Origin of the sequence: Ensifer sp. LC11 (assembly GCF_001695835.1) — a bacterium.
Classification (GTDB): domain Bacteria; phylum Pseudomonadota; class Alphaproteobacteria; order Rhizobiales; family Rhizobiaceae; genus Ensifer.
The window spans coordinates 158272-180480 of record NZ_MBSO01000004.1; the positions used below are offsets into that span (position 1 = coordinate 158272).

Sequence of the window (22209 nt, forward strand, 5' to 3'; positions counted from 1 at the left end):
TTTCGAGCGGATCCGTCTGGTCCGACGCGGAAGCGTCAGGGGCGACGGTATCCGGTCGGCTGACCGTAGAGCCAGCCGATGCGGGCGATCGCCTCTTCGAGACCCTCATGCGCAACGGTCATGGTGTGGCCGTTGGCGTGGATCAGCGTGCGCTCGTCTTCCATGACCGCCACATGACCCTTCCAGAACACGAGGTCGCCGCGCCGCAGCTCGTCGCGGTCAATTGGTGAGCCGAGACGGGCGGCCTGCATGTCGGAGTCGCGCTCGACCGTGCGGCCGGCCAGCAGCATCGACGTTTGCACAAGCCCCGAGCAATCGATGCCGAAGCCGGAACGGCCGCCCCAGAGATAGGGCGTTTCGAGGAAGCGCGTGGCAACGGCCACATAGTCGTCGCTAACGGCCTGACCAACGGGTGCACAATGGTTGGCAACGATCGCGTGGCCGCCCTGAAGAAGGAAATAGCGCGTGCCGCGCGTTTCCGTCTCGCCGGTGACGGCGACACGGCTTCCCATCGACAGAGCGAAGACCTGCGGAAACTTGAGATCGGCGCCAATGTAGACGAAGGTCCGGGGCACGGTGACGATATGGGTCGGCGCCGGCGACTGCTCCACGAGGGCAGCTTGCGGAATGTAGCCGACATAACCGTCCAGATCCGCCTTGACCCAGGCCCAGCCGTCAGCCGTGTCAAGGACCCGAACGCTCTCGCCGTAGAGCCCTTCCGTGTCGGTGCCACAGGCGACGTCCGGACGGGCGCGCAGCGGCGTGACCGGGGCAGACAGCCTCGCCGGCACGCCTTCGACGTAACGTTCCGCCTCGACGAGGCCGCGCAGCGCGATCTCCGCGAGGTCGCTGCGATAGGCGTTGAGACGACGATCCGGCAGTTGCGGCATGGCTTGAGACTCACAGAGACAAATGGCGGCCCTGAAGAATGATCAGATCGCCGAGTTTTTCAAGGTAAAGCGCACCTTCGACGGTGCGCTTGATGATGACGTTGCGCCGATCCCGATCATCGCGCACCCGGTCAACGAGGCCAAGCGCACCCATGGTATCGAGCGCGCGGGTGATGACGGGCTTGGTGACACCGAGGGTCGCCGCCAGGCCACGAACGGTGTGTGGCGGCGGTACGAGGTAGACATGCAGGAGGATCGCGAGCTGGCGCAAGGTCAGGTCGCGGCTGTCGACGCGTACCTGGGCGAGCGACACCGAATGCCAGAGCCCGAGGGCTTGCGAAGGTGTAAGCTCGACCGGCAATGGCAGCTCCTGCGTGGGAAGATGATCCGCCACGATAGCGGCGGATCGTTACGCAAGCGTTTCTTTCGTCGGCCGACTTGGCCGGCAGTGCCTGCCTACTTCGCCATCTTCTGGATGTGGTGGTAGAGCGCCCGGATCGCCTGCGCTTCACCGCCCACCGGCGAATGTGGCCGCTCGGACTGTGCCCAGCCGAAAATGTCGAAATGCACCCAGCTCTTGGCGTTGGTGACGAAGCGCCTGAGGAAGAGTGCCGCGGTGATCGAACCGGCCATACCGCCCGCAGGCGCATTGGTGAGATCGGCGATGCGTGCCGAGACGTCCTTGTCGTAGCCCGAATAGAGCGGCATGCGCCACATGGGGTCGTCCACCTCGAGGCTCGCCTCCGAGAGGTCGTGGGCAAGGTCGGCGTCGTCGGTGAAGAACGGCTGCAAATCTGGGCCGAGCGCGACGCGGGCCGCACCGGTGAGCGTTGCCATGTCGACCAAGAGGTCCGTCTTCTCTTCGTCGGCATAGGCGAGCGCATCGGCCAAGATGAGCCGGCCCTCGGCATCGGTGTTGTCAATTTGCACCGTCAGCCCCTTGCGGCTGCGATAGATATCGCCGGGGCGGAAGGCGTTGGCCGAGATCGAGTTTTCGACCACCGGCACGATGACGCGCAGATCGACCTTGAGCTTGGCGTCCATCATCATCAGCGCGAGGCCGAGAACGTTGGCGGCACCGCCCATGTCCTTTTTCATGAGCAGCATGGAAGCTGACGGCTTGATATCGAGGCCGCCGGTATCAAAGCAGACGCCTTTGCCGACCAGCGTCACCTTCTTGTGGCCCTTCTTGCCCCAACGCAGCTCCAGCAGGCGCGGCGCCTCGGCGCTGGCACGACCGACGGTATGGACCAGCGGAAAATTCTGCGTCAGCAGCGCCTCGCCGGTAATGACCGAGACATCGGCCTTGTAGTGGGCGGCAAGCCCCCGGAACGCGGCCTCAAGCGCCTCAGGGCCCATGTCGTTGGTCGGCGTGTTGATGAGGTCACGCGCGAGGAATACGCCGGCGAGTTGTCGCTTGATGTCGGTCGCATCCGCGTCGGCGGGGATCAGAAGGGTCGGCGGTTCACCCTTGGCGGATTTGTAACGCTCAAAGCGGTAGGAGCCGAGACCATAGCCGAGCGCCAGCCGGTTGGCGGTGAGCGGCGCGGTTTCGACGTGCCATTTGCCTGCCGGCAGCGCTCGCGCGAGCTTGCCGGCCAGGAACGGCGCCTCGGAAGGATTGCTGCCGAGGCCGAACAGCGCGCCACCAAGATGACCATCGGCCGACGGAATCAACAGCACCGCGCCGGATTCAGCGGTGAAACCAGCCTTGCGCGCCCAGTCCAAAGCGATCGGATCGATCGTCCCCGTCTCGATATGCGCCGGGGTAACGGCGAAGATCGGCAGGGTCTTGCCGGCGCTGGTGTTGAACGGCGATGGCCGCTCGATGAACTGATAGGGAGCCATGAAAGTCCTTCGCTGACAGAGATGGAATCGCGTCATTAACGCTCTGTTAGGGTTAACAGATTATTGCTGGAGTGAAAGTTGCGCCGGTGTTGTCTGAAGTTCAGGTGCGCGAATGCATGCTGGGGACCCTCATGGCCAAACGCACGACCTCACCCTTGAAAGCCGCTGATTTTCTCCAGGGCGCAGCGATAGCGCTGGTGGCACTTTCGCTTGCGGGCTGCGCCAATCAACCGAAGAAGGAGCTGACGACCGGCTCGATTTCGAGGACGTCGAAGCCTGTGCAGTCGATGACCGCCACCGAGCTTTCGTCTGCCGCCGAAAGCATCGGCCAGGCTTACGAAAAGAACCCCAGGGATCGCGAAGCGGGCCTCAACTACGCCAACCTGCTGCGCATGACCGGTCGCAACGAACAGGCGTTGGCGGTGATGCAGCAGGTCGCCATCAACCATCCAACGGATCGCGAGGTGCTCGGCGCCTACGGCAAGGCGCAGGCAGCGGCGGGCCAGCTCGACCAGGCGCTGGCGACGATCGGCCGCGCGCAAACCCCGGACCGTCCGGACTGGAAGCTGAAATCGGCCGAGGGCGCGATCCTCGATCAGCTTGGTCGCCCGCAGGAGGCGCGGACGCGCTACCGCGAGGCGCTGGACCTCAAACCAAACGAGCCGTCGGTTCTCTCCAATCTCGGCATGTCCTATCTGTTGACGAAGGACCTCCGCACGGCCGAAACCTATCTCAAATCGGCAGCGAGCCAGCCGGGCGCCGACAGCAGCGTGCGCCAGAACCTCGCGCTTGCTGTTGGGCTCCAGGGGCGCTTCCAGGAAGCCGAGACGATCGCTCGCCAGGAGCTTGCCAGCGAACAGGCGGAAGCGAATGTCGCCTATCTGCGCTCCATGCTCTCCCAGCAAGGGGCGTGGAAACAGCTCGCCAAGGCCGACGAGGCGAAGGCCGCCAACTAATCGAGGACGCGCTTGCGAAGCGGCAACGCGCAACGAAAGGCATGGGGCGATCGCCCGCGTGTCACAGCCCGCATTTCGCAGGGCGCATTTTCGACCGTCGCGCCAAGGCGACATCCCGGCGACGCGAGCCCATATGAGAGCGCCCTACGTTCATGTGAACGCGCAAAGGGCGCTCCGAGCTTTGTTTAAAGCACGCTTTCAGCTCTAAAATTTGTCAGCGACCTGGATACCGGCTGGGCCGAGAATGACGGCGACCAGCACGGGCAGGAAGAAGAGGATCATCGGCACCGTCAGCTTCGGCGGCAATGCCGCGGCCTTTTTCTCAGCCGCGGTCATGCGCTGGTCGCGACTTTCCTGCGCAAGGACGCGCAAAGCCTGTCCGATCGGCGTGCCATAGCGGTCCGCCTGAATGAGCGCCTGAACCACCGACTTGACCTCTTCGAGGCCGGTGCGCTGACCGAGGTTTTCAAGTGCCACGCGACGGTCGGGCAGGAAGGAAAGCTCGGCTGTCGTCAGCACCAGCTCTTCCGCCAAAGGCTGCGACTGGGCCGCGATTTCATCGGCGACGCGCTTCATCCCCAATTCCATCGATACACCGGATTCAACGCAGATCAGGAGGAGATCCAGCGCATCCGGCCAGGCACGGCGGATCGATGTCTGGCGTTTGGAGACGGCGTTGGCGACGACGATGTTCGGCGCGTAAAAACCCACATAGGCGAAACCGATCGCGAAGAAGAGGCGCACCATCAGTGGCTTGTCGGCGAAGTTGCCGAGAACGAAGATGTAGATGAGCGCGACAAGCAGAAAGAGGAACGGCAGACAGAAACGCGCAAACAGGAAGGTGTTGAGGGCGTTTTGCGAACGGAAGCCGGCCATTTTCAGCCGGTTGACCGTCTTGTCGTCCACAAGGGCCGTACGCAGGTTGAGGCGTTCGACGATCTGGCGGATGGAAGCATTGTTCTGTCCGCGCAGACTTGCCCTGCCGTTCTGCATATCGGCGGCGAGCCGCGCGCGTTCGCGCGCCCGGATCTGCTCCCGCTCGCTCGCAACCGACTTCATCCGTTTTCCGAGATCGCCACGCTCGAAGAACGGCACGACGAGCGAATAGAAGGTCGCAAGCACGGCAAGCGAGACCAAAACGGCAACGATGACGTTCGGATCGGTCAGTGTCTTGATCAGGCCCGTGCTCATCGACGCCCCTCAGATATCGAAATTGATCATGTTGCGCATTACCAGGATGCCGACACTCATCCAGAAGAGGCCCCCACCGATAATCAGGTGGCCACGCGGGTCGGTGAAGAGAACCATCATGTAGGCCGGCGATGTCAGGTAGACCAGCAAGGCAACGATGAATGGCAGGGAGCCGATGATGCAGGCCGATGCCTTGGCCTCCATCGACATGGCGCTGACCTTCGACCTCATCTTCCTGCGCTCGCGCAGAACCCGCGACAGGTTGCTGAGGGCTTCCGACAGGTTGCCGCCCGCCTGCGCCTGAATGGCGATCACAATCGCGAAGAAGTTCACCTCCGGCAAGGGGATGCTGTTGACCATGCGGGCACAGGCCTCGGTGACACTCAAGCCGACCTGCTGGGATTCCACCACGCGGCGAAACTCGGTCTTGACCGGCTCCTGCCCATCGGAGGCAATGAGACGGAGCGAGTCATTGAGCGGCAGACCCGATTTGATCGAGCGGATCATCACCTCGAGCGCGTTCGGAAACTCCTCGAGGAACTTCTTGCAGCGCCGTTTGATCAGGAAGCCGACCAACCAGCGCGGGACGCCTATGCCAGCGATCACTGCGACACCGGCGCCGATTGCGGGGCCTGCCCCCATGATCAGGACGACGAGAAAGGCAAAAACGCCGAATAGCGCGCTGAACGCATAGAAACGCCCCACAGAGATCGTCAGGTTCGCCTGGGCCAATCGTAGCTTCATGGAGGGGGAGGACTTTGCCGAACGCTCCTGTTGCTTCTTTTCGAGCTCCTTCAGCGAATCCTGCACGGATTTGCGCCGTTTCGACAGTTCGTTCACGCGGTCCCGCGCGGCCTTGAGCTTGGCGTGGTCTGTTTCCGCCGCGCTGATCTTGCGCACGCGGCCTTCTGTCTTCTTTTCGCTTTCGATGCGCGAGAACAACAGGCCGTAGGCAAGTGCTGCCACCGACACCGCAACCAGGGCGGCCAGCGCCAGAACGGTGATGTCTATCCCGAACATCGCAGCTCCTAGTTCTTTTCCATGGCATCAAGGGTCGCGGCCAGGCGTTTGTCCTCGTTGAAGTAGCGGGCGCGATCCCAGAAATGCGGCCGGCCGATGCCGGTCGAGACATGGCGGCCGATGATGCGCCCGCCGGCGTCTTCGCCGTCGATCTCGTAGCGCATGAGATCCTGCGTGATGATCACGTCGCCTTCCATCCCCACCACTTCGGTAATGTGGGTGATGCGACGAGAACCGTCGCGCAGGCGCGAAGCCTGAATGATCACGTCGACCGATCCGGCAATGATCTCGCGCACGGTCTTGGCCGGCAGCGTATAGCCGCCAAGCGCGATCATCGATTCCATACGGCTCAGGCATTCGCGCGGCGTATTGGCGTGGATGGTTCCCATCGACCCGTCGTGGCCGGTGTTCATCGCCTGCAACAGATCGAAAACCTCGGCACCGCGCACTTCGCCGACAATGATGCGTTCGGGGCGCATGCGCAGGCAGTTCTTGATGAGCTCGCGCATGGTGACCTCGCCTTCGCCTTCGATATTCGGCGGGCGCGTTTCCAGCCGCACCACGTGCGGCTGCTGCAGTTGCAGTTCGGCCGTATCCTCGCAGGTGATGACCCGTTCGTCAGCGTCGATGTAACGCGTCAGACAATTGAGCAGCGTCGTCTTGCCCGAGCCGGTACCGCCCGAAATGACGATATTGCAGCGCACGCGGCCGATGATCTGCAAAAGGACGGCACCCTCCGCAGTTACCGAGCCGTAGCGGACAAGTTGCTCCAGCGTCAGCTTGTCCTTCTTGAACTTGCGGATGGTCAGCGCCGTGCCATCGATGGCAAGCGGCGGGGCAATGACGTTGACACGCGATCCATCAGGCAGGCGCGCGTCGCAGATCGGGCTCGATTCATCGACGCGACGGCCGACCTGACCAACGATACGCTGGCAGATTGACAGGAGCTGCGCATTGTCGCGGAAGCGGATCTCCGATTCCTGCACCTTGCCGGCGACTTCGATGAAGGTCTGGCCGGCGCCGTTGACCATGATGTCGGCAATGTCGTCGCGGGCAAGAAGAGGTTCGAGCGGGCCGTAGCCGAGCACATCGTTGCAGATATCGTCGAGCAGCTCTTCCTGCTCGGAAATCGACATCGCGAAATTCTTGATCGTGATGATGTCGTTGACGATGTCGCGGATTTCCTCCCGCGCACTCTCCGTGTCGAGCTTGGCGAGCTGGGACAGGTCGATCGTGTCGATCAGCGCGGAAAAGACCTGCGACTTCGTATCGTAGTAGTCCTCCGTTCGCGCCTGCCGTCGCCTGGCCTGCGGCGCGGCGGCCGGCTGCGGCCTCGGGCTCATGGACGGCGTTTCGGCAAGCACCGGAACAGCCCGTTCCATCGCCGGCGGCTGCACAGCAGCCACGGGCAGCGCAGGAGCGGAACCTGGGGTACCGCCTTTGCCGAAGCCTTCGTTTCCGCGTTTGCCAAACATATGCGTAATCCTACGTCCTGCTTATTTCCGACCGAGTGCTGCCAGCATCTTGCCAAGTCCGCCGCGCCGAGCCTTCTTCATCGTCACGCGGCCGGTCAGGAGATGGGCAAGCTGGGAGAACGTCTCGGCCGCGGGTGCCTTCTTGTCGATCTCCGCGATCATTCGGCCGCTGTTCGACGCGTTGCCGAAGAGGGCCGCGTCGAAAGGAATGATGGCGGCCGCTTCGATCTCCAGCGATTCACAGAACTCGTTTGCCGGAATCTCCGGACGTTTCGGCATACCAACCTGATTCAACACCAGGTGCGGCACCTTGTCGTTGGGACGCAGCTTCTTCATGGCGTCGAGCAGGTTCTTGGTGTTGCGCAGGCTCGCCAGATCGGGAACCGCGGTGATCACCACCTCATCGGCCTCGCCGAGCACCGAACGCGTCCAGTCCGTCCACAGATGCGGAATGTCGAGAACGGACACGGGCGCGCTACGCTGCAGGATCTCGAGGATCGGATGGAACGCACCGGTCTCGAAATCATAGGCGCGATCGAGCATGGAAGGCGCGGCCAGCAACGACAGGTGTTCGGAGCACTTGGTCAGCAGACGGTCGAGAAACACCTCGTCCAGGCGCTCGGGCGCAAAGACCGCTTCGGCAATGCCCTGCGGCGGGTCCTGGTCGAAATCGATATTGGCGGTACCGTAAGGCAGATCGAGGTCCGCAAGAATGGTTTCGGTCGTGAACAGGCTGGAGATGCCCCAGGCACAATTGTGCGCGATCACCGACGAACCGCAGCCACCCTTTGCCCCGATGAAGGCAATGCTTCGACCCAGGGGCTCGGCGTCCGGATCGACAAAGATTGCCGAAACGGCGGTGAGAATCTCCGGCATCGACACCGGCGCAACCATGTATTCGGAAATGCCGTTGCGGATGAGCTCGCGATAAAGCCCGATGTCGTTGTGCTTGCCGACAAGAATGACCTTGGTGCTCGGGTCGCAGACCTGCGCCAGAGGGGCCAGTTCCGCCAGCAGCGACCGCGGCTCCGTCGATGTCTCCAGAATGATGAGATTGGGTGTGGATACGGTCGAAAACATGTTTGCGGCCGCATCAATGCTGCCGCTGTTGATGCGCAGGCTGACCTTCGCCATGCGTCGGTCCTGTCCGCAACGCTCCATCAGCTGCAGCATCCCGTTGCTTTCGCAGAACGCATGGATCGATATTCGCGGCAGCGGACGCACCTGCTCCAGATCGCCCGCGCGCACCGGATCGAAGGAAGAATCGTCCCCTTCGTTACCGGTCTCGATCCTGTAGTTGATGGTACTCATCTCTTCATCCCGCCGCTATCAGTTAAAGACGATGACGGGGCCGTCACTCTTCTCGGTACCACGCCAATCCTTGATCACCTGACCACGCTGCTCTGCGTCGATCGGCGACATCTGGCGCGGCCCAAGCAGGTCTGTCGGATTGGCAATCTGGGCCGCCAGGTTTGATTGCGAGGCGCAGCCGAAGTTGTAGTAGTTCTTGTTTTCCATCGTGTTGAGGGTCATGTCCTCCGGCCAGTTGCCGCAAGGCCCGGCCTGGGCGGTGATGGCCACGTAGCTCAGGCGGACAGGCGCTGCGTCGCCATAGGGTCCGGCGTCGTAGCTCGTTTCCAGCAGCCGTTTGGCGGGAACGCCGGCGGCGACCAGAACGCTGCGGATCTCCCTGCGTGCCGCTTGCGCGGCGTGGCTGTTGGCCGCGCCACGCGGCATCATGATCTGCACGACACCGCTTGCCGAGTTGCGATAGTCGGCAGCGAAACCGGCGATGACGTCGCGCGTGCCCTGGGTCAGGCGCCGGTCTCCCGAAGCGATCGGGATATCGATGCTGCGCTCGCCTTCGGCAAGCACGATCGGATGCCGGGTGCGGTAGTCATCGGGGATGGAGCCGGTCGCGAGATTGTCCTTCGTGCCGCAGCTTGCAAGCAGCATGCCCGCAATGGCCAAGATGGCTGCACGGCTCGTGCACAGAATGAAAGCGCTGGGGCTCGCGGACATGGCATTCGGCCTTTCAGAATTCACGTGGGAATCGGTTCGAAGCGTCATGACCCACCCTATTTGTAGATAAAGCCAACGTTGCCGTGGTACTGGCCGGCTGGCGCAGCTGCCTCCGGACGGCCATAGATGCGGTTCACGCGGCCAAGGAAGTAACTGTCGAGATCGTTGGCCGGATTGAAATTGTCGTCCGGCCGTGAGATCGCGCTTCTGGCAACGGGACGGACCAGATAGGGCGTGGCGATGATGACGAGTTCGGTCTCGTTGCGCACGAAATCCTTGCTGCGGAAGAGCGTTCCAAGGATCGGGATCTTCGACGCCCCCGGCAGGCCGGACATCGCCTGACGAATGTTGTCCTGGACGAGGCCGGCAATCACGATCGAACCACCGGACGGCAGCTCGACGCTGGTCGAGGCCTCGCGCTTGCGAATACCGAGGAAGGTGTTGCCCGGAATGCCGGGCTTGCTGTTGCCGGTGACGACAGATCCTTCATAGGTGGGCTCCGAGACATTTGTCTCGATCTTCAGGCTGATGCGTCCTGGCCCCAGGACGACAGGCTTGAAGTTGAGGCGGATGCCATATTCGACGTCGTTGACTTCGCGCGTAACCCTGTCTTCGTTCGTCTTGTCGTCCTTGGACACTTCCTGAGTTCCCGGCAGACGAAACTCGCCGCCGACATAGAACTTCGCCTCTTGCCCCGAAATCGCCGTCAGGCTCGGTTCGGCAAGGGTCCGCATCACGCCGGCCTGCTCCATCGCGTTGATGTAGCTGGAAATCATCGTGCCGCCGACCGTCTTGTTGATCACGGCGTTGACGCCGACGCCGATTGCGTCTCCCAGATTGGCCGGGTTGCGGAAAGCGATGCCGCTTTCGCCGTCGGTAACACGGCCGTTGAAGCCGAGCTGCTTCAGCACCTGGCGGCTGACTTCGGCAACGGTGACCTTGAGGTTGACCTGGTCGTCCCCGTCGATCGTCAGAAGATTGACGATCTGCGAGACCTGCCGGTCTTCGGCGAAGATATCCGCGTCGCCGTTGTTGCCCTGAGCGGTGATGTTGCGCGTGGTCGCCTCACCGCCCTGCAGGAAGGCCTTGGCGAGGTCTACGGCGCGAGTGGCATCGAGCGGCGTTCGCACGGTCCCGGTCAACACGATGTTGTCCGAGATGATCTCGACATTGATATCGGCGTCGGGAATGAAACGGCGCAGATTGGACTGGAGATTGGCGATATCGCGTTCGACCTCGATGTCGAGACTGACGATCTCCTCGCCGTTGGGGCCAAAGACGAAGATGTTGGTCTGGCCGACGGACTTGCCGAAGAGGTAGATGCGGCGCGACGTGCGGGTTACGGCATCGGCGAGCGACGGGTCCGCCACGAGGATGTCGTGCGCGTCGGCCGGCAGGTCGACGACCACGGCCTTGTTCAAGCCGAGGTTGACCTTCTTCTTTGCGCCCGGACCGCTTTCAACGATCCGGACGACCGAGGAGGCGGCGGCAAACGCAATCGTCGGCGCCGGCAGATACAAGCCGGTAAGCGCCAGGCAGAATGATAGGCCGGCTGCGACAGACGCCCGAAATTTGTTTCCGCTCCGTTTCACCTTATGCCCCGTTCTAACCTTGTTACTGCTGCGTTTGGCCAACGGAGCCATCACTCTTGACGATGGACCCGGACTTGATGATCTGAATGCTCGGCTGACCGTCGCCGCTCAACAGATAATCTGCGGCGTCCGTGTCCGGCTCCTGTGCGTCGGCGACGCTTCTAAGCGCCAATGAAATGCGTTCGGCCATCTGCTGCGCGACCGTCATCACCTTCGATTGGTCGGGTGTCAGCTCCAGCGTTGCCGTGGTTCCGACGACCGCTCTCGTGCCGTCGTCCTTCTCCTCGACCTGCTGGTCGATCGCCAGGACACGAACATTGCTGAGCACCGTTTCGGTCAGGTAGAGCTCACCGTTGCCCTTGCGGACCATGATGACGTCGACCCGGTCGTTCGGCAGGATGAAGCCACCGGCACCGGTGGCAACGGTGATTTCCGTGGCGACGGCACGTTTGCCTGCCGGCAGCAGCGACGACATGATGCGGTTGGAGCTGTCGGCGACCTTTTCGTGCCGTACCGGTTCGCCATTGAAGATCGGCAGGCGGACGACCGCCCCGTTCAGATCGTCGATCGCCGAAGGTTGATTTTCCTCGGTGATCAGCCCGTCTACGATGCCGTCCTTCGGCCAGGCCATCCAGTGGATGGAATCGCCACCCAGCCGCGATCCAACCGGCAGGCTCTTGCTCGCGACCAGGACATTGACGGTGGGCGCCCGCTCGACGACCGGTTCAGCCATCATCGGCGCAGGGGCGCTCGTCAGCTTCATCGCCAGGATACCAGCCATCGCAGCCGAAAGGACGGCCACTGCCAGTATGATGATGCGAACCGGTTTCATGATTGTTTCCGAGCCCCGAAGAAATGCCAGGGTCAGATTGATCAGGAATTGGTGTAATTATGGTTAACGGATTACTTATGGGCAAAGTTAACGAAAGATGACTTCGCTCCGCATGCGGGCTGCTCAGGAAAGGCGCGCAAAGGCCGCTTCCACGAGCGGCGAGGACGGATAGGCGGCAAACCCGCCGAGCGCAATCGCAATGCCGTAAGGGACCTTCTTGGCCGTCAGCAAGAGATGCGGAACCGGTATGCCGGTTGCAAGTATCACGTTCTCCTGCCTGCGCAGCAGCAGGATGGCAAGCGTCAGCACGCCGCCAAAAATCGAGACGTAGATAAGGAAGGCCATCAACGACGGCGTGAACCCGAACCAGATAGCACTGGCGGTCAGGAGCTTGGCGTCACCGCCTCCCATCACGTTGGTCGCAAACAGGCAGAAGCAGGCGGCAAAGACCGCCAGGGTCGCGGCCAGATGCAGTCCGATCTCACTGAAACCGAGCCCTGCCAGGGGCGCCACGACGAAAAAGGATCCCACAAGGATCGCGGAAGCGCGATTTGGGATCGTCATCGTCAGCAGGTCGGAGAACGCCGCAAAGCCCAGACAAAAAGGAAAGATCACGAAGATGGCGGCTTCAATCATGGTCCCGGCCTTTCGAAATCAGGGGCATGCGAACTTCAATCCGTCGCTGGGGGACTAGAAAGCGATGGAGCCGCTTTGGGGCGGCTCCATCGTCGATCCGCTACGAAAGCCGGATCGTCACAGCTTTGGCGCCGTGCTCGTCGAAACCTTCGAGCCGAGACCGTTGAACGTGGTATCGAGCGCATTGCCGAGCGTGCTTGCACCGGCAATCAGCGCAACCGAGATGAGAGCTGCGATCAGACCGTATTCGATGGCCGTCGCACCGGACTCGTCCCGAAGCAAGCGGTAGAAAATCGACTTCATCGGACACCCCTTGCGTTTGAGGCGACCAAGCCGATTAAAGCTTGTTGGCCGTCGTGGTCGACAGCTTGTTGCCCAGCTTGCTGAACGTGTCGTTGATCGTGTTGCCGAGCGAGCTCGCGCCAGCGATCAGGGCTACCGAGACCAGGGCGGCAATGAGGCCGTATTCAATGGCGGTCGCGCCGGACTCGTCCTTCATCAGACGGGCAAAAATCTTCTTCATGATGATTCTCCTACTTCACGTTTGTTGGTCAGCACTTCCGCCAACTGTTGCCGTTGATCGGATGACCTCAAACTAGTCCTGGCGCATTGCCATCGACTTAAGGAAGGCGGTTACCTGAAGGTTAACGAAGCATCGCTGATTTTTGGGTAAACGAACAGAAAATGGCGCGGCGCGAGCCGGCCCCGAAATGACCTGCTTAACGGTTCATTCACCAAGACGGGTAAATATGGGGCGAGCATCACTCTGGAACCTGCCATGACCCTGCCTTCCGCGACCGGCCCAGCCGCCCTGTTTGCATTCGCGATCGCCGTGCTTGCCCCGGTGGTTGCCGCCGGCGCCGAGAACGACCTCATGCACGTCTATATGGATCACGCACGCGTGCTGAAGCTCGACCGACCGGTCAGCAAGGTCATCATCGGCAATGCCGAAGTGGCGGACGCCACGGTTGCCGATGCCCGTACCATCGTCATCACCGGTCGCAACTTCGGTACAACCAACCTGGTCATCCTGGATCAGGACGGAAACGCCATCCTTGACGAGCGGATTCTGGTATCGATCGACGAAGGCAACACCGTGCGGGTTTACAAGCAGACGTCGCGGACCGTGCTCTCCTGCACGCCAAATTGCGAGCGGCACGCGGAACGCAAAACCACAGGTAGCACCAATTGAATTTTATGGGTCCAAACCCGGCAATTCGTTAAAATAACCCCGACCCGCGGGAACGAAATGTCAATGGTTGCTTCATAATCTGCCGCCCGTCTGGCGTAACATGATGGGACGGCGCAATGAGCATCGAGCAGGCAACCAAGCGTCCGAGTGGCGCCAAGAGCAAGCGAAACGGCCTCCTGCGCCGCTTCGTCCGCAACCGTGAAGGCTCGACGAGCATCGAGTTTGCGATACTCGCGCTTCCCTTCCTCGTAGTCATCTTCGCTTCGCTCGAAACCTTCGCAGCCTTCTACGGCGACCAGCTGCTGGCGAACGCAACGGAAACCATGGCGCGAAAAGTCCGCACCGGCCAAATCACCTTCGGGCAGAAAAAAGACACGGATATGGACCAGGCGGAGTTTCGCCAGGCCTTTTGTGATGAAATCTCGATCCTGATGAAATGCTCGGCCACCGAAGCTGCCCAACCCTCACTGTTCTACCTCGACGTCAGGGCGGTCCCCGACCTCAGCCAGTTTCCTGTCGCGATCCCGCGCAAGGCCGGCTCTACCGATCTCGATACTGGTGACTTCAAGTTTGCGCCCGGCGGTCCCGGCAGCTTCAACGTGGTGCGCGCCTACTATCGCTGGAGCGTGATCACCGACCTCGTCAGGCCGTTCGTCACCAACCTGCGCCCCGCCGGCGCGAGCATGCCGAGCGACTATCTTATGGTGGCCACCGCCACCTTCCGAAACGAGAGCGAATGAGGTCGGCCGTGACGCAGAGTGCAACGCAAAAGCTCCTTCGACCCAGAACGCTTTTCGGCATCCTTCGGTCGCTGCGACGGGACAAAGGCGGGGTCGGGGCTGTCGAATTCGCAATTGTCACCCCCTTGCTGATCATCACCTATCTCGGCGCCTTCGAGCTTTCGGTCGGCTTTACCGTTGCCAGCAAGACCGCGCGCGCCGCCAGCGCCGTCGCCGACGTCGTTGCGCAGCAGTCCGGTGTCAACAAGGCCTTCCTCGCCAACGTGCCAAACATTGCCAAGAGCATTCTGGCGCCCTACGGAAACGCCAACTACACGATGAAGATCACCGGCATCGAGGTCACGGGCACCAACGAAGGCACCGTCGTCTGGTCACGTGACCAGAGCGGCGGTACGCCCTACACCGCCAATTCAAAGATCACGCTGCCCGGCCAATTCGCGGTCACCAAGTCCTTTATCATTCGGACGGAGCTCACCGTTCCGCACGAGCTCCTGCTCTATGCGCCGAGCCTCCAGGCCACCGCAAAGACGATCAACCTTTCCAAGACCGCTTACTTTCACGCCCGCCAGGCCCAACCGATCAAATGCAGCGATTGCTGAGGGCACCCTGGTCCGACGCAATTGCATTGAGCATCGCGCGGCGCTATCCCTTCGAGATTGCGCGGGGCCGGCCATAGGCCGACTTCGCGCTTTTCCAGAAGTTTCGGAGCGCAACATGGTCGCGCTGCCGCTATCAGGTGCATCATGGCGCGGGCATTTCTTTTCGTTCTCGATTCCTTCGGCATAGGCGGTGCGCCGGATGCCGACGCCTTCGGTGATCTCGGCGCCAATACGCTCGGCCATATCGCCGAGTTCTGTGCCGCCGGTGCTGCCGACCGGGCGGGCTTGCGCGAGGGACCGCTCCACCTTCCGAACATGTCTGCGCTTGGCCTCATTCATGCGGCAAAGCTCGCGACGGGCAGCATTCCGCAAGGCATGCCGGTGCCCAACAGGGTGTACGGCGCCTATGGCGCGGCAAGCGAGGTCTCGCGCGGCAAGGACACGCCATCCGGTCACTGGGAGATCGCCGGTACCCCCGTCATGTTCGACTGGGGCTACTTCTCGGCCGAGGGTGACGCCTTTCCGCCAGAGCTCATCGACGCCATCTGCCGTGAGGGCAAGCTTCCTGGTATCCTCGGCAATTGTCACGCTTCCGGTACCGACATCATCGCCCGCCACGGCGAAGAGCACATGCGAAGCGGCAAGCCGATCTGCTACACCTCGTCGGACTCCGTCTTCCAGATCGCCGCGCATGAGCAGAGCTTCGGACTCGATCGCCTGCTCGAACTCTGCCTGACGGTCCGCCGCCTGCTTGACGACTACAACATCGGCCGGGTGATCGCCCGCCCCTTCGTCGGCACCAGCCCCCAGACCTTCATCCGCACCGGCAACCGCCGCGACTACTCGGTGCTGCCGCCGGAGCCGACGATCCTCGACCGGCTGACGGAGGCCGGACGCACCGTTCACGCGATCGGCAAGATCGGCGACATCTTCGCCCACCAGGGCGTGACGAAACTGACGAAGGCCGACGGCAACATGGCGCTCTTCGACGCAAGCCTCGCAGCCATCGACGAGGCCGAAGACGGCAGCCTGATCTTCACCAATTTCGTCGATTTCGACATGCTCTACGGCCATCGCCGCGATGTCGCGGGCTATGCGGCAGCGCTCGAAGCCTTCGATGCGCGTCTCCCGGATCTCGACCGTCGCCTGCAACCGGGCGACATCGTCATTCTGACGGCTGATCACGGCTGCGATCCGACTTGGCGCGGCACTGACCATACCCGCGAGCGCGTTCCAGTGCTGATGTTCGGCCCATCGCTGCGTAGCCGCTCGCTCGGCGTCGCCAACACCTTCACGCATATCGGTGAGACCGTCGCCAAGCATCTCGGCATCGCACCGGGCCACCATGGGAGAAGCCTCATTTGACCGCACATCTGAAAAAGGCGGAGCTGCATTGCCATATCGAGGGCGCGACGCCACCCGAGCTGGCTCTTGCCCAGGCTGAGAAATATGGCATCGATACGAGCGCGATCATCCGCGACAGGGCCTATGTCTGGGAAGATTTTACCAGCTTCGTGAAATGCTACGATGCGATTGCCTCGTTGTTTCGCACCGAGGAAGACTACGCGCTGCTCGCGGAAGCCTACCTGACGGAGCTTGCCGAAGCGGGCACGATCTATAGCGAGATCATCGTTTCGCCGGACCACGGCAATACGATCGGTCTTGGCGCACACGCCTATCTCGAGGGGCTGGCCGCCGGCATGGAAGCAGCCAGGCAGAAGACCGGGATCGAGTCGCGCATGCTGATAACAGGCATTCGCCACCTCGGCCCGGAGTCCGTGGCCAAGACCGCCGAGTTCGCCGCAAAACGCGAGCACAAGCTCATCACCGGCTTCAACCTCGCCGGCGAGGAGCGCATGCACAAGGTCGCCGATTTTGCCCGCGCCTTCGATATCGTGCGCGACGCCGGTCTGGGATTGACGATCCACGCGGGCGAGCTCTCCGGCGCCTTCAGCGTTCGCGACGCGCTCGACCATGTGCGCCCCTCGCGCATCAGCCACGGCGTCCGGGCGATCGAAGACATGGAGCTGGTACGGCGCCTTGCCGACGAGGGCGTGGTGCTCGAAGTCTGCCCCGGCTCCAACGTCTCGCTTCAGGTCTTCCCGGATTTTGCCTCGCATCCACTGAGGGCGCTTCACGAAACCGGCGTGCGGGTCACGCTCAACTCCGACGATCCGCCGTTCTTCCACACGTCGCTGGCGCAGGAGTATGATATCGCCTCGGCGGTCATGGGCTTTTCCGACGAAGAGATCAACGGCATGACCCGCACGGCAATCGAGGCGGCCTTTGTCGACGAGGCAACGCGGCAGCAGCTGCTCGCGCGGATCTGAGGACTATACACGCTTGGGATTGGTCGGCTGGGGATGACGTTCTCCGGCCGGCCAACACCCTTGCGGCGGCGACGCATTCCATGGAAAAAGGACGGATACAAAAAATCCGGAAAGGTGAGCCATGAACGGCGTTACAGTGATCGATCATCCGCTTGTCCAGCACAAGCTGACCATCATGCGCAAGAAGGAGACCTCGACGGCGGGTTTTCGCAGGCTTCTCCGCGAGATTTCGACGCTGCTCTGCTATGAGGTGACGCGCGATCTCGAGCTGACGATGGAGCGCATCGAAACGCCGCTGCAGGAAATCGACTCACCCGTCCTCGAGGGCAAGAAGCTGGTTTTCGCTTCGATCCTGCGCGCCGGCAACGGTCTGCTCGAAGGCATGCTCGAACTGGTGCCCTCGGCCCGAGTCTCCCACATCGGCGTCTATCGCGACCACGAGACACTGGAAGCGGTGGAATATTACTTCAAGGCGCCGGAGAGCCTGTCCGAGCGCCTCATCATCGTCGTCGACCCGATGCTTGCCACCGGCAACTCCTCGATCGCAGCGATCGACAAGCTGAAGGAGCGCGGCGCCAAGAACATCCGCTTCCTCTGCCTGCTTGCCGCCCCCGAGGGCATTCGCAACTTCCAGGGCGCGCATCCCGATGTGCCGATCTTCACCGCCTCGATCGACAGCCACCTCAACGAACTTGGCTACATCATGCCCGGTCTCGGTGATGCCGGCGACCGCATGTACGGCACCAAGTAATTTGCCGATCCTTAACCAGGATTGAAATTCGATCAGAAAGCCGCCGTTTCCCGGCGGCTTTTTTATGCCGTCTTAGGTGTGGCCTGATCTACTGCCCGAGCATCCGCTACCATCGAAAGGTGATGACCATGCTCGTTCGCCTGCTCACATTGGCCGCTGTGGCGGCGCTTGCGGCAATGGTGGTGCCGAACCTTGCGACCACCTTTCTGAGCCAAGCGGACAGCAGGACATCCTCGCCGGAAGCTGCGCCCCAGCCTGCGACGACGGCAAAGTATGCGACGGGACGCAGCGTCGTGCTCGATGCGGATGGTCGGGGCCATTTCATCGGAACCTTCCGTATCAACGGCCGCAGCGAACGCGGATTGGTCGATACCGGCGCCAGCGCAATCGCCATCAACCTGTCGACAGCGCGCAGGCTCGGCATTTCGCCGGCTGCGCTATCCTTCACAGCACGCGTCAGCACTGCCAACGGCGAGGTCGAGGCCGCTCCGACCACGCTCAGCCGAATCGAGATCGGTGGCATATCGGTGCGCGACGTGCGGGCAGTTGTGCTGCCGGACAAGGCCCTCTCGGGCACCCTTATCGGTATGACGTTTCTCAGCCGGCTGTCCTCCTTCCGCGTGGAGGACGGCGCCCTGCACCTCGTCAGGTGATCTTCGCCAGGATTGGCGGCCGTTTTACCGGCTCGGCATCATCGATCCTGTAGACCTCGTTGAGGCGACGACGGGCCACTTCCGCCGCATCCTGATCGGCGGCGTGAACGAAGGCGATCAGATCGCCCTTCTCGATTCGCGTTCCGAGAGGCTTCAGCGCGTCAAAACCGACGCGGTGGTCGATCCTGTCATCCGGATGCGAGCGCCCCCCGCCGAGCGCGATAACGGCGACGCCGAGTTCGCGTGTCTCGCAGCCTGTGAGATAACCGGCCCGCTGCGCTTCGACAGGCAGAATGACGGGCGCCCGTCCCAGATACGCCACCGAGCGCTCGACGAAATCAACCGGGCCACCAAGCGCGTGCACCATCTTGCCGAAGCGTTCGAGAGCCGCACCGCTGCCAAGCACCTGGCGCGCCAGCGCTTCCCCCTGTTCCGCATCGCTGGCGACGCCGCCGGCCACCAGCATCTCGGCGGCAAATGCCAGGACCACCGTTTCAAGCCGCGTTCCGCGCTTCTCGCCGCGGAGGAAGGCCAGGCAATTGTCGATTTCCAGCGCGTTGCCGGCCGCGTCAGCCAACGGCTCATTCATGTCGGTCAAGAGGGCCGATGTGCGAACGCCTGCGCCATTGGCGACATCCACCAGCGCGCGCGCCAGCACCTCCGCCTCCTTGGCGTCGCTCATGAAGGAGCCATTGCCAAGCTTGACGTCGAGCACCAGAGACTGAAGGCCGGCAGCGAGCTTCTTCGAGAGGATCGAAGCCGTGATCAGCGGCACGGAATCGACGGTCGCGGTCACGTCGCGGATCGCATAGAGGCGCTTGTCGGCCGGCGCGAGATTGGCCGTCTGGCCGATGATCGCACAGCCGATTTCATCAACCGTCTTTCGGAAAACCTCAGACGACGGCTGAATATTGTAGCCGGGTATCGATTCCAACTTGTCGAGCGTGCCGCCCGTGTGCCCGAGGCCGCGTCCCGAAATCATCGGCACGGCAAGGCCGCAGGCGGCAGCGATCGGCGCCAGCATCAGCGAGACGTTGTCGCCGACGCCACCCGTCGAATGTTTGTCGGCAATGGGACGACCTATCGCGCTCCAGTCCAGCGTTTCGCCGGAGTCCCGCATCGCGAGCGTCAGCGCCACCGTCTCCTCGCGGCTCATGCCGGTGAACCAGATGGCCATGGCAAAGGCCGCGATCTGCCCTTCGGAGATCGAGCCGTCCGAAAGACCACGGACGAAGTCGCGGATCTCGGCTGGATCGAGGCGCTCGCCATTGCGCTTGCGCCGAATGATTTCCTGCGGAAGCATGCTCACTGGCCGCGCACCGTATCGGCCGCGATCATCTCCTTGAGGATCGCGGCGAGCCGTCTGCCGCCGACCGGAGCCATGTCCTTGGTCTCGTGGTGGCTGAGTTCGCCTCCGGTCATGCCGGCGCCGAAATTGGTGATCACCGAGGCGGCAACAACCCGAAGGCCAAAGAAACGCGCGAGAATGACTTCCGGAACGGTGGACATGCCGACGGCGTCAGCACCAAGAACCCGCGCCATCCGGATTTCGGCCGGCGTCTCGAAGCTCGGACCGGAGAACCACATGTAGACACCGTCGAGGAGCGGGATAGCGAGACGGGCGGCGCTCTCCTGCATCTTCGCCGCAAGCTCCGCATCATAGGCGTTGGTCATGCCGACGAAACGCTCGTCGCTGTCGACGCCGATCAGCGGATTGAAGCCAGAATAGTTGATGTGATCGGAAATCCGCATCACCGAACCCGGTGGCAGATCCTCGCACAGCGAACCGGCGGAGTTGGTCAGAACCAGGCACTCGACGCCGAGGTCCTTCAATGTCTCCAGCGGCACGCGCATCGCATTGGCGTCGCCCTGTTCGTAATAGTGGACCCGACCGGAGAGCATGACGACCGGCACGCCGCCGAGTGTCCCGGCCACAAGCTCGCCGGCATGGCCGGAAACGCTACTGACGGGAAAGCCGGGTATCTCCGCATAGGAGAGCCGCAAGGTCTCGTCGAGAGCCTCGACCAGTGTGCCAAGGCCGGAACCGAGCACGATGCCGTAGCGCGGAGAAAGGCCTCCGAGCCTGGCTTTCAGCAATTCGGCGGCGGCGGTCATCCGAGGATCTCGGTCTCGAAACTGTGCGGCAGCAGATCCGACAGCGCCAAAGTCTTTTTCACGCCGGTCTCGTCGCACAGGAAAATCCGCGTGCTGGCGCCGGAGAACTCGGCCAGCCGCTGCCGGCAGCCGCCGCAGGGCGGGCAGAGCGCCAGCTTCTCGGCAATGACGGCCACTTCCATGATCTTGCGCTGGCCGGCCATGACCATATGGCTGATCGCAGTGGTTTCAGCGCACCAGCCCTCCGGAAAGGACAGGTTCTCGATATTGGCGCCGGTGTAGATCTTACCGTCCTCGGCGCGGATCGCCGCACCGACCGGGAATTTCGAGTAGGGCGCATGTGCCTTGGCCATCGCGTCGCGTGCGGCCTCGAACAGTTCTTTTTCCATCGTTCTAGCGCTCCTTGACATAGGGGACGCCGCCGGCCTTCGGCGGAATAGCCTTGCCGATGAACCCGGCAAGCAGGATCACGGTGAGGATATAGGGCAGCGCCTGCATCAGCTGCACCGGCACCTGGCCGATCAGCGGCAGCGGGTTGCCCTGAAGGCGGATCGCCAACGCATCGAGGAAGCCGAACAGCAGGCAGGCCAGCATGATGTTTTTCGGCCGCCATTTGGCGAAGATCAGCGCGGCAAGGGCGATATAGCCCTTGCCGGCGGTCATGCCCTTGACGAAGCCGGCGGTCATGGCCAGCGACAGGTAGGCGCCGGCAAAGCCGCAGAGGATGCCGCAGCAGATGACGGCGCGATAACGCAGCCAGATCACCGAGATGCCGGCGGTGTCGACCGCGCCGGGATTTTCGCCGACCGCCCGCAGTCGGAGACCGAAGCGGGTGCGGTAAAGGATCCACCAGCTCACCGGCACCATGGCAAAGGCGATATAGGTCAGCAGGAAATGGCCGGAGAGCAGGTCCGAATAGATCGGGCCCAGGATCGGGATCTCGCGAATGCTGTCGGCAAAGGGCAAATTGACTACCTGGAACCGGGCGCCTTCGCCAAGTGCCGGCGTGCGGCCGCCCTGACGGAACCAGGCTTCACCGAGGATGACGGTCGAGCCGGCGACGATGAAGTTGATCGCAACACCGGAAACGATCTGGTTGCCGCGCTGGGTGATCGAGGCGTAACCATGCACCAGCGACAACGCGATCGAGATCAGAATGGCGGCGAGCAGACCCATCCACACGGACTGGGTGACCGCAGCGACGGCGCCGGCGGCAAAGGCCGCGCCGAGCATCTTGCCTTCAAGACCGATATCGAAAACACCGGCACGCTCGGTGAAGAGCCCGGCAAGGGCTGCAAAGATCAGCGGAACGGAAACGCGGATGGTGGACTCGAGGAGCACCACGATGACGTGGAAGAAATCCATGG

The 22209-nt window shown here is 62.3% G+C and carries 25 protein-coding genes; 8 read left to right on the forward strand and 17 right to left on the reverse strand.

Annotated elements, in window-relative coordinates:
• Positions 1-35: 35 nt before the first annotated feature.
• The 3 genes from BBX50_RS03520 to BBX50_RS03530 all read right to left on the reverse strand — a co-directional run bounded on the left by BBX50_RS03520 (position 36) and on the right by BBX50_RS03530 (position 2738).
• Positions 36-890, reverse strand: a complete 855-nt coding sequence (locus BBX50_RS03520) for an NlpC/P60 family protein (protein ID WP_065773939.1) — start codon at positions 888-890, stop codon at positions 36-38.
• A 10-nt stretch (positions 891-900) separates the two neighbouring features.
• A complete protein-coding gene (locus BBX50_RS03525; protein ID WP_065773940.1) occupies positions 901-1251 on the reverse strand; it encodes a MarR family winged helix-turn-helix transcriptional regulator in 351 nt (116 codons plus the stop codon).
• Between the two features lie 95 nt (positions 1252-1346).
• Positions 1347-2738 (reverse strand): M17 family metallopeptidase, encoded by a 1392-nt coding sequence (locus tag BBX50_RS03530; protein WP_065773941.1) that lies wholly within the window; start codon positions 2736-2738, stop codon positions 1347-1349.
• A gap of 131 nt (positions 2739-2869) precedes the next feature.
• Between BBX50_RS03530 and BBX50_RS03535 the strand changes: the two genes are divergently transcribed.
• Positions 2870-3694 (forward strand): tetratricopeptide repeat protein, encoded by an 825-nt coding sequence (locus tag BBX50_RS03535; RefSeq protein ID WP_065773977.1) that lies wholly within the window; start codon positions 2870-2872, stop codon positions 3692-3694.
• A 204-nt stretch (positions 3695-3898) separates the two neighbouring features.
• Here the strand turns inward: BBX50_RS03535 and BBX50_RS03540 are convergent, their stop codons facing one another.
• The 10 genes from BBX50_RS03540 to BBX50_RS03585 all read right to left on the reverse strand — a co-directional run bounded on the left by BBX50_RS03540 (position 3899) and on the right by BBX50_RS03585 (position 12985).
• On the reverse strand, positions 3899-4885 hold the full coding sequence (locus BBX50_RS03540) for a type II secretion system F family protein (RefSeq protein WP_065773942.1): 987 nt from the start codon (positions 4883-4885) through the stop codon (positions 3899-3901).
• Between the two features lie 9 nt (positions 4886-4894).
• Entirely contained in the window at positions 4895-5905 is a 1011-nt protein-coding gene (locus BBX50_RS03545; RefSeq protein ID WP_065773943.1) for a type II secretion system F family protein, read from the reverse strand.
• Between the two features lie 8 nt (positions 5906-5913).
• Positions 5914-7380, reverse strand: a complete 1467-nt coding sequence (locus tag BBX50_RS03550) for an ATPase, T2SS/T4P/T4SS family (protein WP_065773944.1) — start codon at positions 7378-7380, stop codon at positions 5914-5916.
• Positions 7381-7401: 21 nt separating this feature from the next.
• Positions 7402-8691, reverse strand: coding sequence for a CpaE family protein (locus BBX50_RS03555; RefSeq protein ID WP_065773945.1), 1290 nt, complete (start codon positions 8689-8691; stop codon positions 7402-7404).
• Between the two features lie 18 nt (positions 8692-8709).
• The gene (locus BBX50_RS03560) at positions 8710-9402 is read right to left on the reverse strand and encodes a CpaD family pilus assembly protein (RefSeq protein ID WP_065773978.1); all 693 of its coding nucleotides are present in this window, start codon (positions 9400-9402) and stop codon (positions 8710-8712) included.
• A gap of 56 nt (positions 9403-9458) precedes the next feature.
• Positions 9459-10994 (reverse strand): type II and III secretion system protein family protein, encoded by a 1536-nt coding sequence (locus BBX50_RS03565; RefSeq protein WP_065773946.1) that lies wholly within the window; start codon positions 10992-10994, stop codon positions 9459-9461.
• A 22-nt stretch (positions 10995-11016) separates the two neighbouring features.
• Positions 11017-11826: a Flp pilus assembly protein CpaB gene (gene cpaB / locus BBX50_RS03570; RefSeq protein WP_065773947.1), complete on the reverse strand. Its 810-nt coding sequence runs from the start codon at positions 11824-11826 to the stop codon at positions 11017-11019.
• A 123-nt stretch (positions 11827-11949) separates the two neighbouring features.
• Positions 11950-12462, reverse strand: a complete 513-nt coding sequence (locus BBX50_RS03575; protein ID WP_065773948.1) for a prepilin peptidase — start codon at positions 12460-12462, stop codon at positions 11950-11952.
• 117 nt (positions 12463-12579) lie between these two features.
• The gene (locus BBX50_RS03580) at positions 12580-12765 is read right to left on the reverse strand and encodes a Flp family type IVb pilin (protein WP_065773949.1); all 186 of its coding nucleotides are present in this window, start codon (positions 12763-12765) and stop codon (positions 12580-12582) included.
• Between the two features lie 34 nt (positions 12766-12799).
• Positions 12800-12985, reverse strand: a complete 186-nt coding sequence (locus tag BBX50_RS03585; protein ID WP_065773950.1) for a Flp family type IVb pilin — start codon at positions 12983-12985, stop codon at positions 12800-12802.
• Positions 12986-13240: 255 nt separating this feature from the next.
• Between BBX50_RS03585 and BBX50_RS03590 the strand changes: the two genes are divergently transcribed.
• From BBX50_RS03590 to BBX50_RS03620, 7 genes are all read left to right on the forward strand, one after another.
• Positions 13241-13654 (forward strand): pilus assembly protein N-terminal domain-containing protein, encoded by a 414-nt coding sequence (locus BBX50_RS03590; protein WP_065773951.1) that lies wholly within the window; start codon positions 13241-13243, stop codon positions 13652-13654.
• A gap of 116 nt (positions 13655-13770) precedes the next feature.
• On the forward strand, positions 13771-14394 hold the full coding sequence (locus BBX50_RS03595; protein ID WP_065773952.1) for a TadE/TadG family type IV pilus assembly protein: 624 nt from the start codon (positions 13771-13773) through the stop codon (positions 14392-14394).
• 8 nt (positions 14395-14402) lie between these two features.
• Complete coding sequence (locus tag BBX50_RS03600; protein ID WP_244513270.1) at positions 14403-14993, forward strand: TadE/TadG family type IV pilus assembly protein; 591 nt, start codon at positions 14403-14405, stop codon at positions 14991-14993.
• 144 nt (positions 14994-15137) lie between these two features.
• Positions 15138-16358, forward strand: coding sequence for a phosphopentomutase (locus BBX50_RS03605; RefSeq protein ID WP_065773954.1), 1221 nt, complete (start codon positions 15138-15140; stop codon positions 16356-16358).
• Positions 16355-17323, forward strand: coding sequence for an adenosine deaminase (locus BBX50_RS03610; RefSeq protein WP_065773955.1), 969 nt, complete (start codon positions 16355-16357; stop codon positions 17321-17323). Before BBX50_RS03605 ends, BBX50_RS03610 begins: the two co-directional genes overlap by 4 nt.
• A gap of 121 nt (positions 17324-17444) precedes the next feature.
• Positions 17445-18074 (forward strand): uracil phosphoribosyltransferase, encoded by a 630-nt coding sequence (upp, locus tag BBX50_RS03615; RefSeq protein ID WP_065773956.1) that lies wholly within the window; start codon positions 17445-17447, stop codon positions 18072-18074.
• A gap of 122 nt (positions 18075-18196) precedes the next feature.
• Positions 18197-18727, forward strand: a complete 531-nt coding sequence (locus BBX50_RS03620; RefSeq protein ID WP_348271516.1) for a TIGR02281 family clan AA aspartic protease — start codon at positions 18197-18199, stop codon at positions 18725-18727.
• On the opposite strand, the gene deoA is transcribed toward BBX50_RS03620, so the two are convergent.
• From deoA to BBX50_RS03640, 4 genes are read right to left on the reverse strand one after another with little or no spacing between them, the layout of a single operon-like run.
• Complete coding sequence (gene deoA, locus BBX50_RS03625; protein WP_065773957.1) at positions 18720-20036, reverse strand: thymidine phosphorylase; 1317 nt, start codon at positions 20034-20036, stop codon at positions 18720-18722. The two genes, BBX50_RS03620 and deoA, sit on opposite strands and share 8 nt — an antisense overlap.
• Positions 20033-20842 carry a purine-nucleoside phosphorylase gene (locus BBX50_RS03630; protein WP_065773958.1) on the reverse strand — a complete coding sequence of 270 codons (810 nt, stop codon included), beginning with the start codon at positions 20840-20842 and terminating at the stop codon, positions 20033-20035. The genes deoA and BBX50_RS03630 overlap by 4 nt, the downstream gene beginning before the upstream one ends.
• Positions 20839-21231, reverse strand: coding sequence for a cytidine deaminase (locus BBX50_RS03635; RefSeq protein WP_034805117.1), 393 nt, complete (start codon positions 21229-21231; stop codon positions 20839-20841). Before BBX50_RS03635 ends, BBX50_RS03630 begins: the two co-directional genes overlap by 4 nt.
• 4 nt (positions 21232-21235) lie before the next feature.
• Positions 21236-22207 carry an ABC transporter permease gene (locus BBX50_RS03640; RefSeq protein WP_065773959.1) on the reverse strand — a complete coding sequence of 324 codons (972 nt, stop codon included), beginning with the start codon at positions 22205-22207 and terminating at the stop codon, positions 21236-21238.
• Positions 22208-22209: the final 2 nt, after the last annotated feature.

What these genes read in the sequence shown, in the direction of transcription:
- BBX50_RS03520 (WP_065773939.1), bottom strand. Translation starts at nt 890, where the DNA reads ATGCCGCAACTGCCGGATCGTCGTCTCAACGCCTATCGCAGCGACCTC.
- BBX50_RS03530 (WP_065773941.1), bottom strand. Translation starts at nt 2,738, where the DNA reads ATGGCTCCCTATCAGTTCATCGAGCGGCCATCGCCGTTCAACACCAGC.
- BBX50_RS03535 (WP_065773977.1), top strand. Translation starts at nt 2,870, where the DNA reads ATGGCCAAACGCACGACCTCACCCTTGAAAGCCGCTGATTTTCTCCAG.
- BBX50_RS03540 (WP_065773942.1), bottom strand. Translation starts at nt 4,885, where the DNA reads ATGAGCACGGGCCTGATCAAGACACTGACCGATCCGAACGTCATCGTT.
- BBX50_RS03545 (WP_065773943.1), bottom strand. Translation starts at nt 5,905, where the DNA reads ATGTTCGGGATAGACATCACCGTTCTGGCGCTGGCCGCCCTGGTTGCG.
- BBX50_RS03550 (WP_065773944.1), bottom strand. Translation starts at nt 7,380, where the DNA reads ATGTTTGGCAAACGCGGAAACGAAGGCTTCGGCAAAGGCGGTACCCCA.
- BBX50_RS03555 (WP_065773945.1), bottom strand. Translation starts at nt 8,691, where the DNA reads ATGAGTACCATCAACTACAGGATCGAGACCGGTAACGAAGGGGACGAT.
- BBX50_RS03560 (WP_065773978.1), bottom strand. Translation starts at nt 9,402, where the DNA reads ATGTCCGCGAGCCCCAGCGCTTTCATTCTGTGCACGAGCCGTGCAGCC.
- cpaB (WP_065773947.1), bottom strand. Translation starts at nt 11,826, where the DNA reads ATGAAACCGGTTCGCATCATCATACTGGCAGTGGCCGTCCTTTCGGCT.
- BBX50_RS03575 (WP_065773948.1), bottom strand. Translation starts at nt 12,462, where the DNA reads ATGATTGAAGCCGCCATCTTCGTGATCTTTCCTTTTTGTCTGGGCTTT.
- BBX50_RS03580 (WP_065773949.1), bottom strand. Translation starts at nt 12,765, where the DNA reads ATGAAGTCGATTTTCTACCGCTTGCTTCGGGACGAGTCCGGTGCGACG.
- BBX50_RS03585 (WP_065773950.1), bottom strand. Translation starts at nt 12,985, where the DNA reads ATGAAGAAGATTTTTGCCCGTCTGATGAAGGACGAGTCCGGCGCGACC.
- BBX50_RS03590 (WP_065773951.1), top strand. Translation starts at nt 13,241, where the DNA reads ATGACCCTGCCTTCCGCGACCGGCCCAGCCGCCCTGTTTGCATTCGCG.
- BBX50_RS03595 (WP_065773952.1), top strand. Translation starts at nt 13,771, where the DNA reads ATGAGCATCGAGCAGGCAACCAAGCGTCCGAGTGGCGCCAAGAGCAAG.
- BBX50_RS03605 (WP_065773954.1), top strand. Translation starts at nt 15,138, where the DNA reads ATGGCGCGGGCATTTCTTTTCGTTCTCGATTCCTTCGGCATAGGCGGT.
- upp (WP_065773956.1), top strand. Translation starts at nt 17,445, where the DNA reads ATGAACGGCGTTACAGTGATCGATCATCCGCTTGTCCAGCACAAGCTG.
- BBX50_RS03620 (WP_348271516.1), top strand. Translation starts at nt 18,197, where the DNA reads ATGACCATGCTCGTTCGCCTGCTCACATTGGCCGCTGTGGCGGCGCTT.
- BBX50_RS03630 (WP_065773958.1), bottom strand. Translation starts at nt 20,842, where the DNA reads ATGACCGCCGCCGCCGAATTGCTGAAAGCCAGGCTCGGAGGCCTTTCT.
- BBX50_RS03635 (WP_034805117.1), bottom strand. Translation starts at nt 21,231, where the DNA reads ATGGAAAAAGAACTGTTCGAGGCCGCACGCGACGCGATGGCCAAGGCA.
- BBX50_RS03640 (WP_065773959.1), bottom strand. Translation starts at nt 22,207, where the DNA reads ATGGATTTCTTCCACGTCATCGTGGTGCTCCTCGAGTCCACCATCCGC.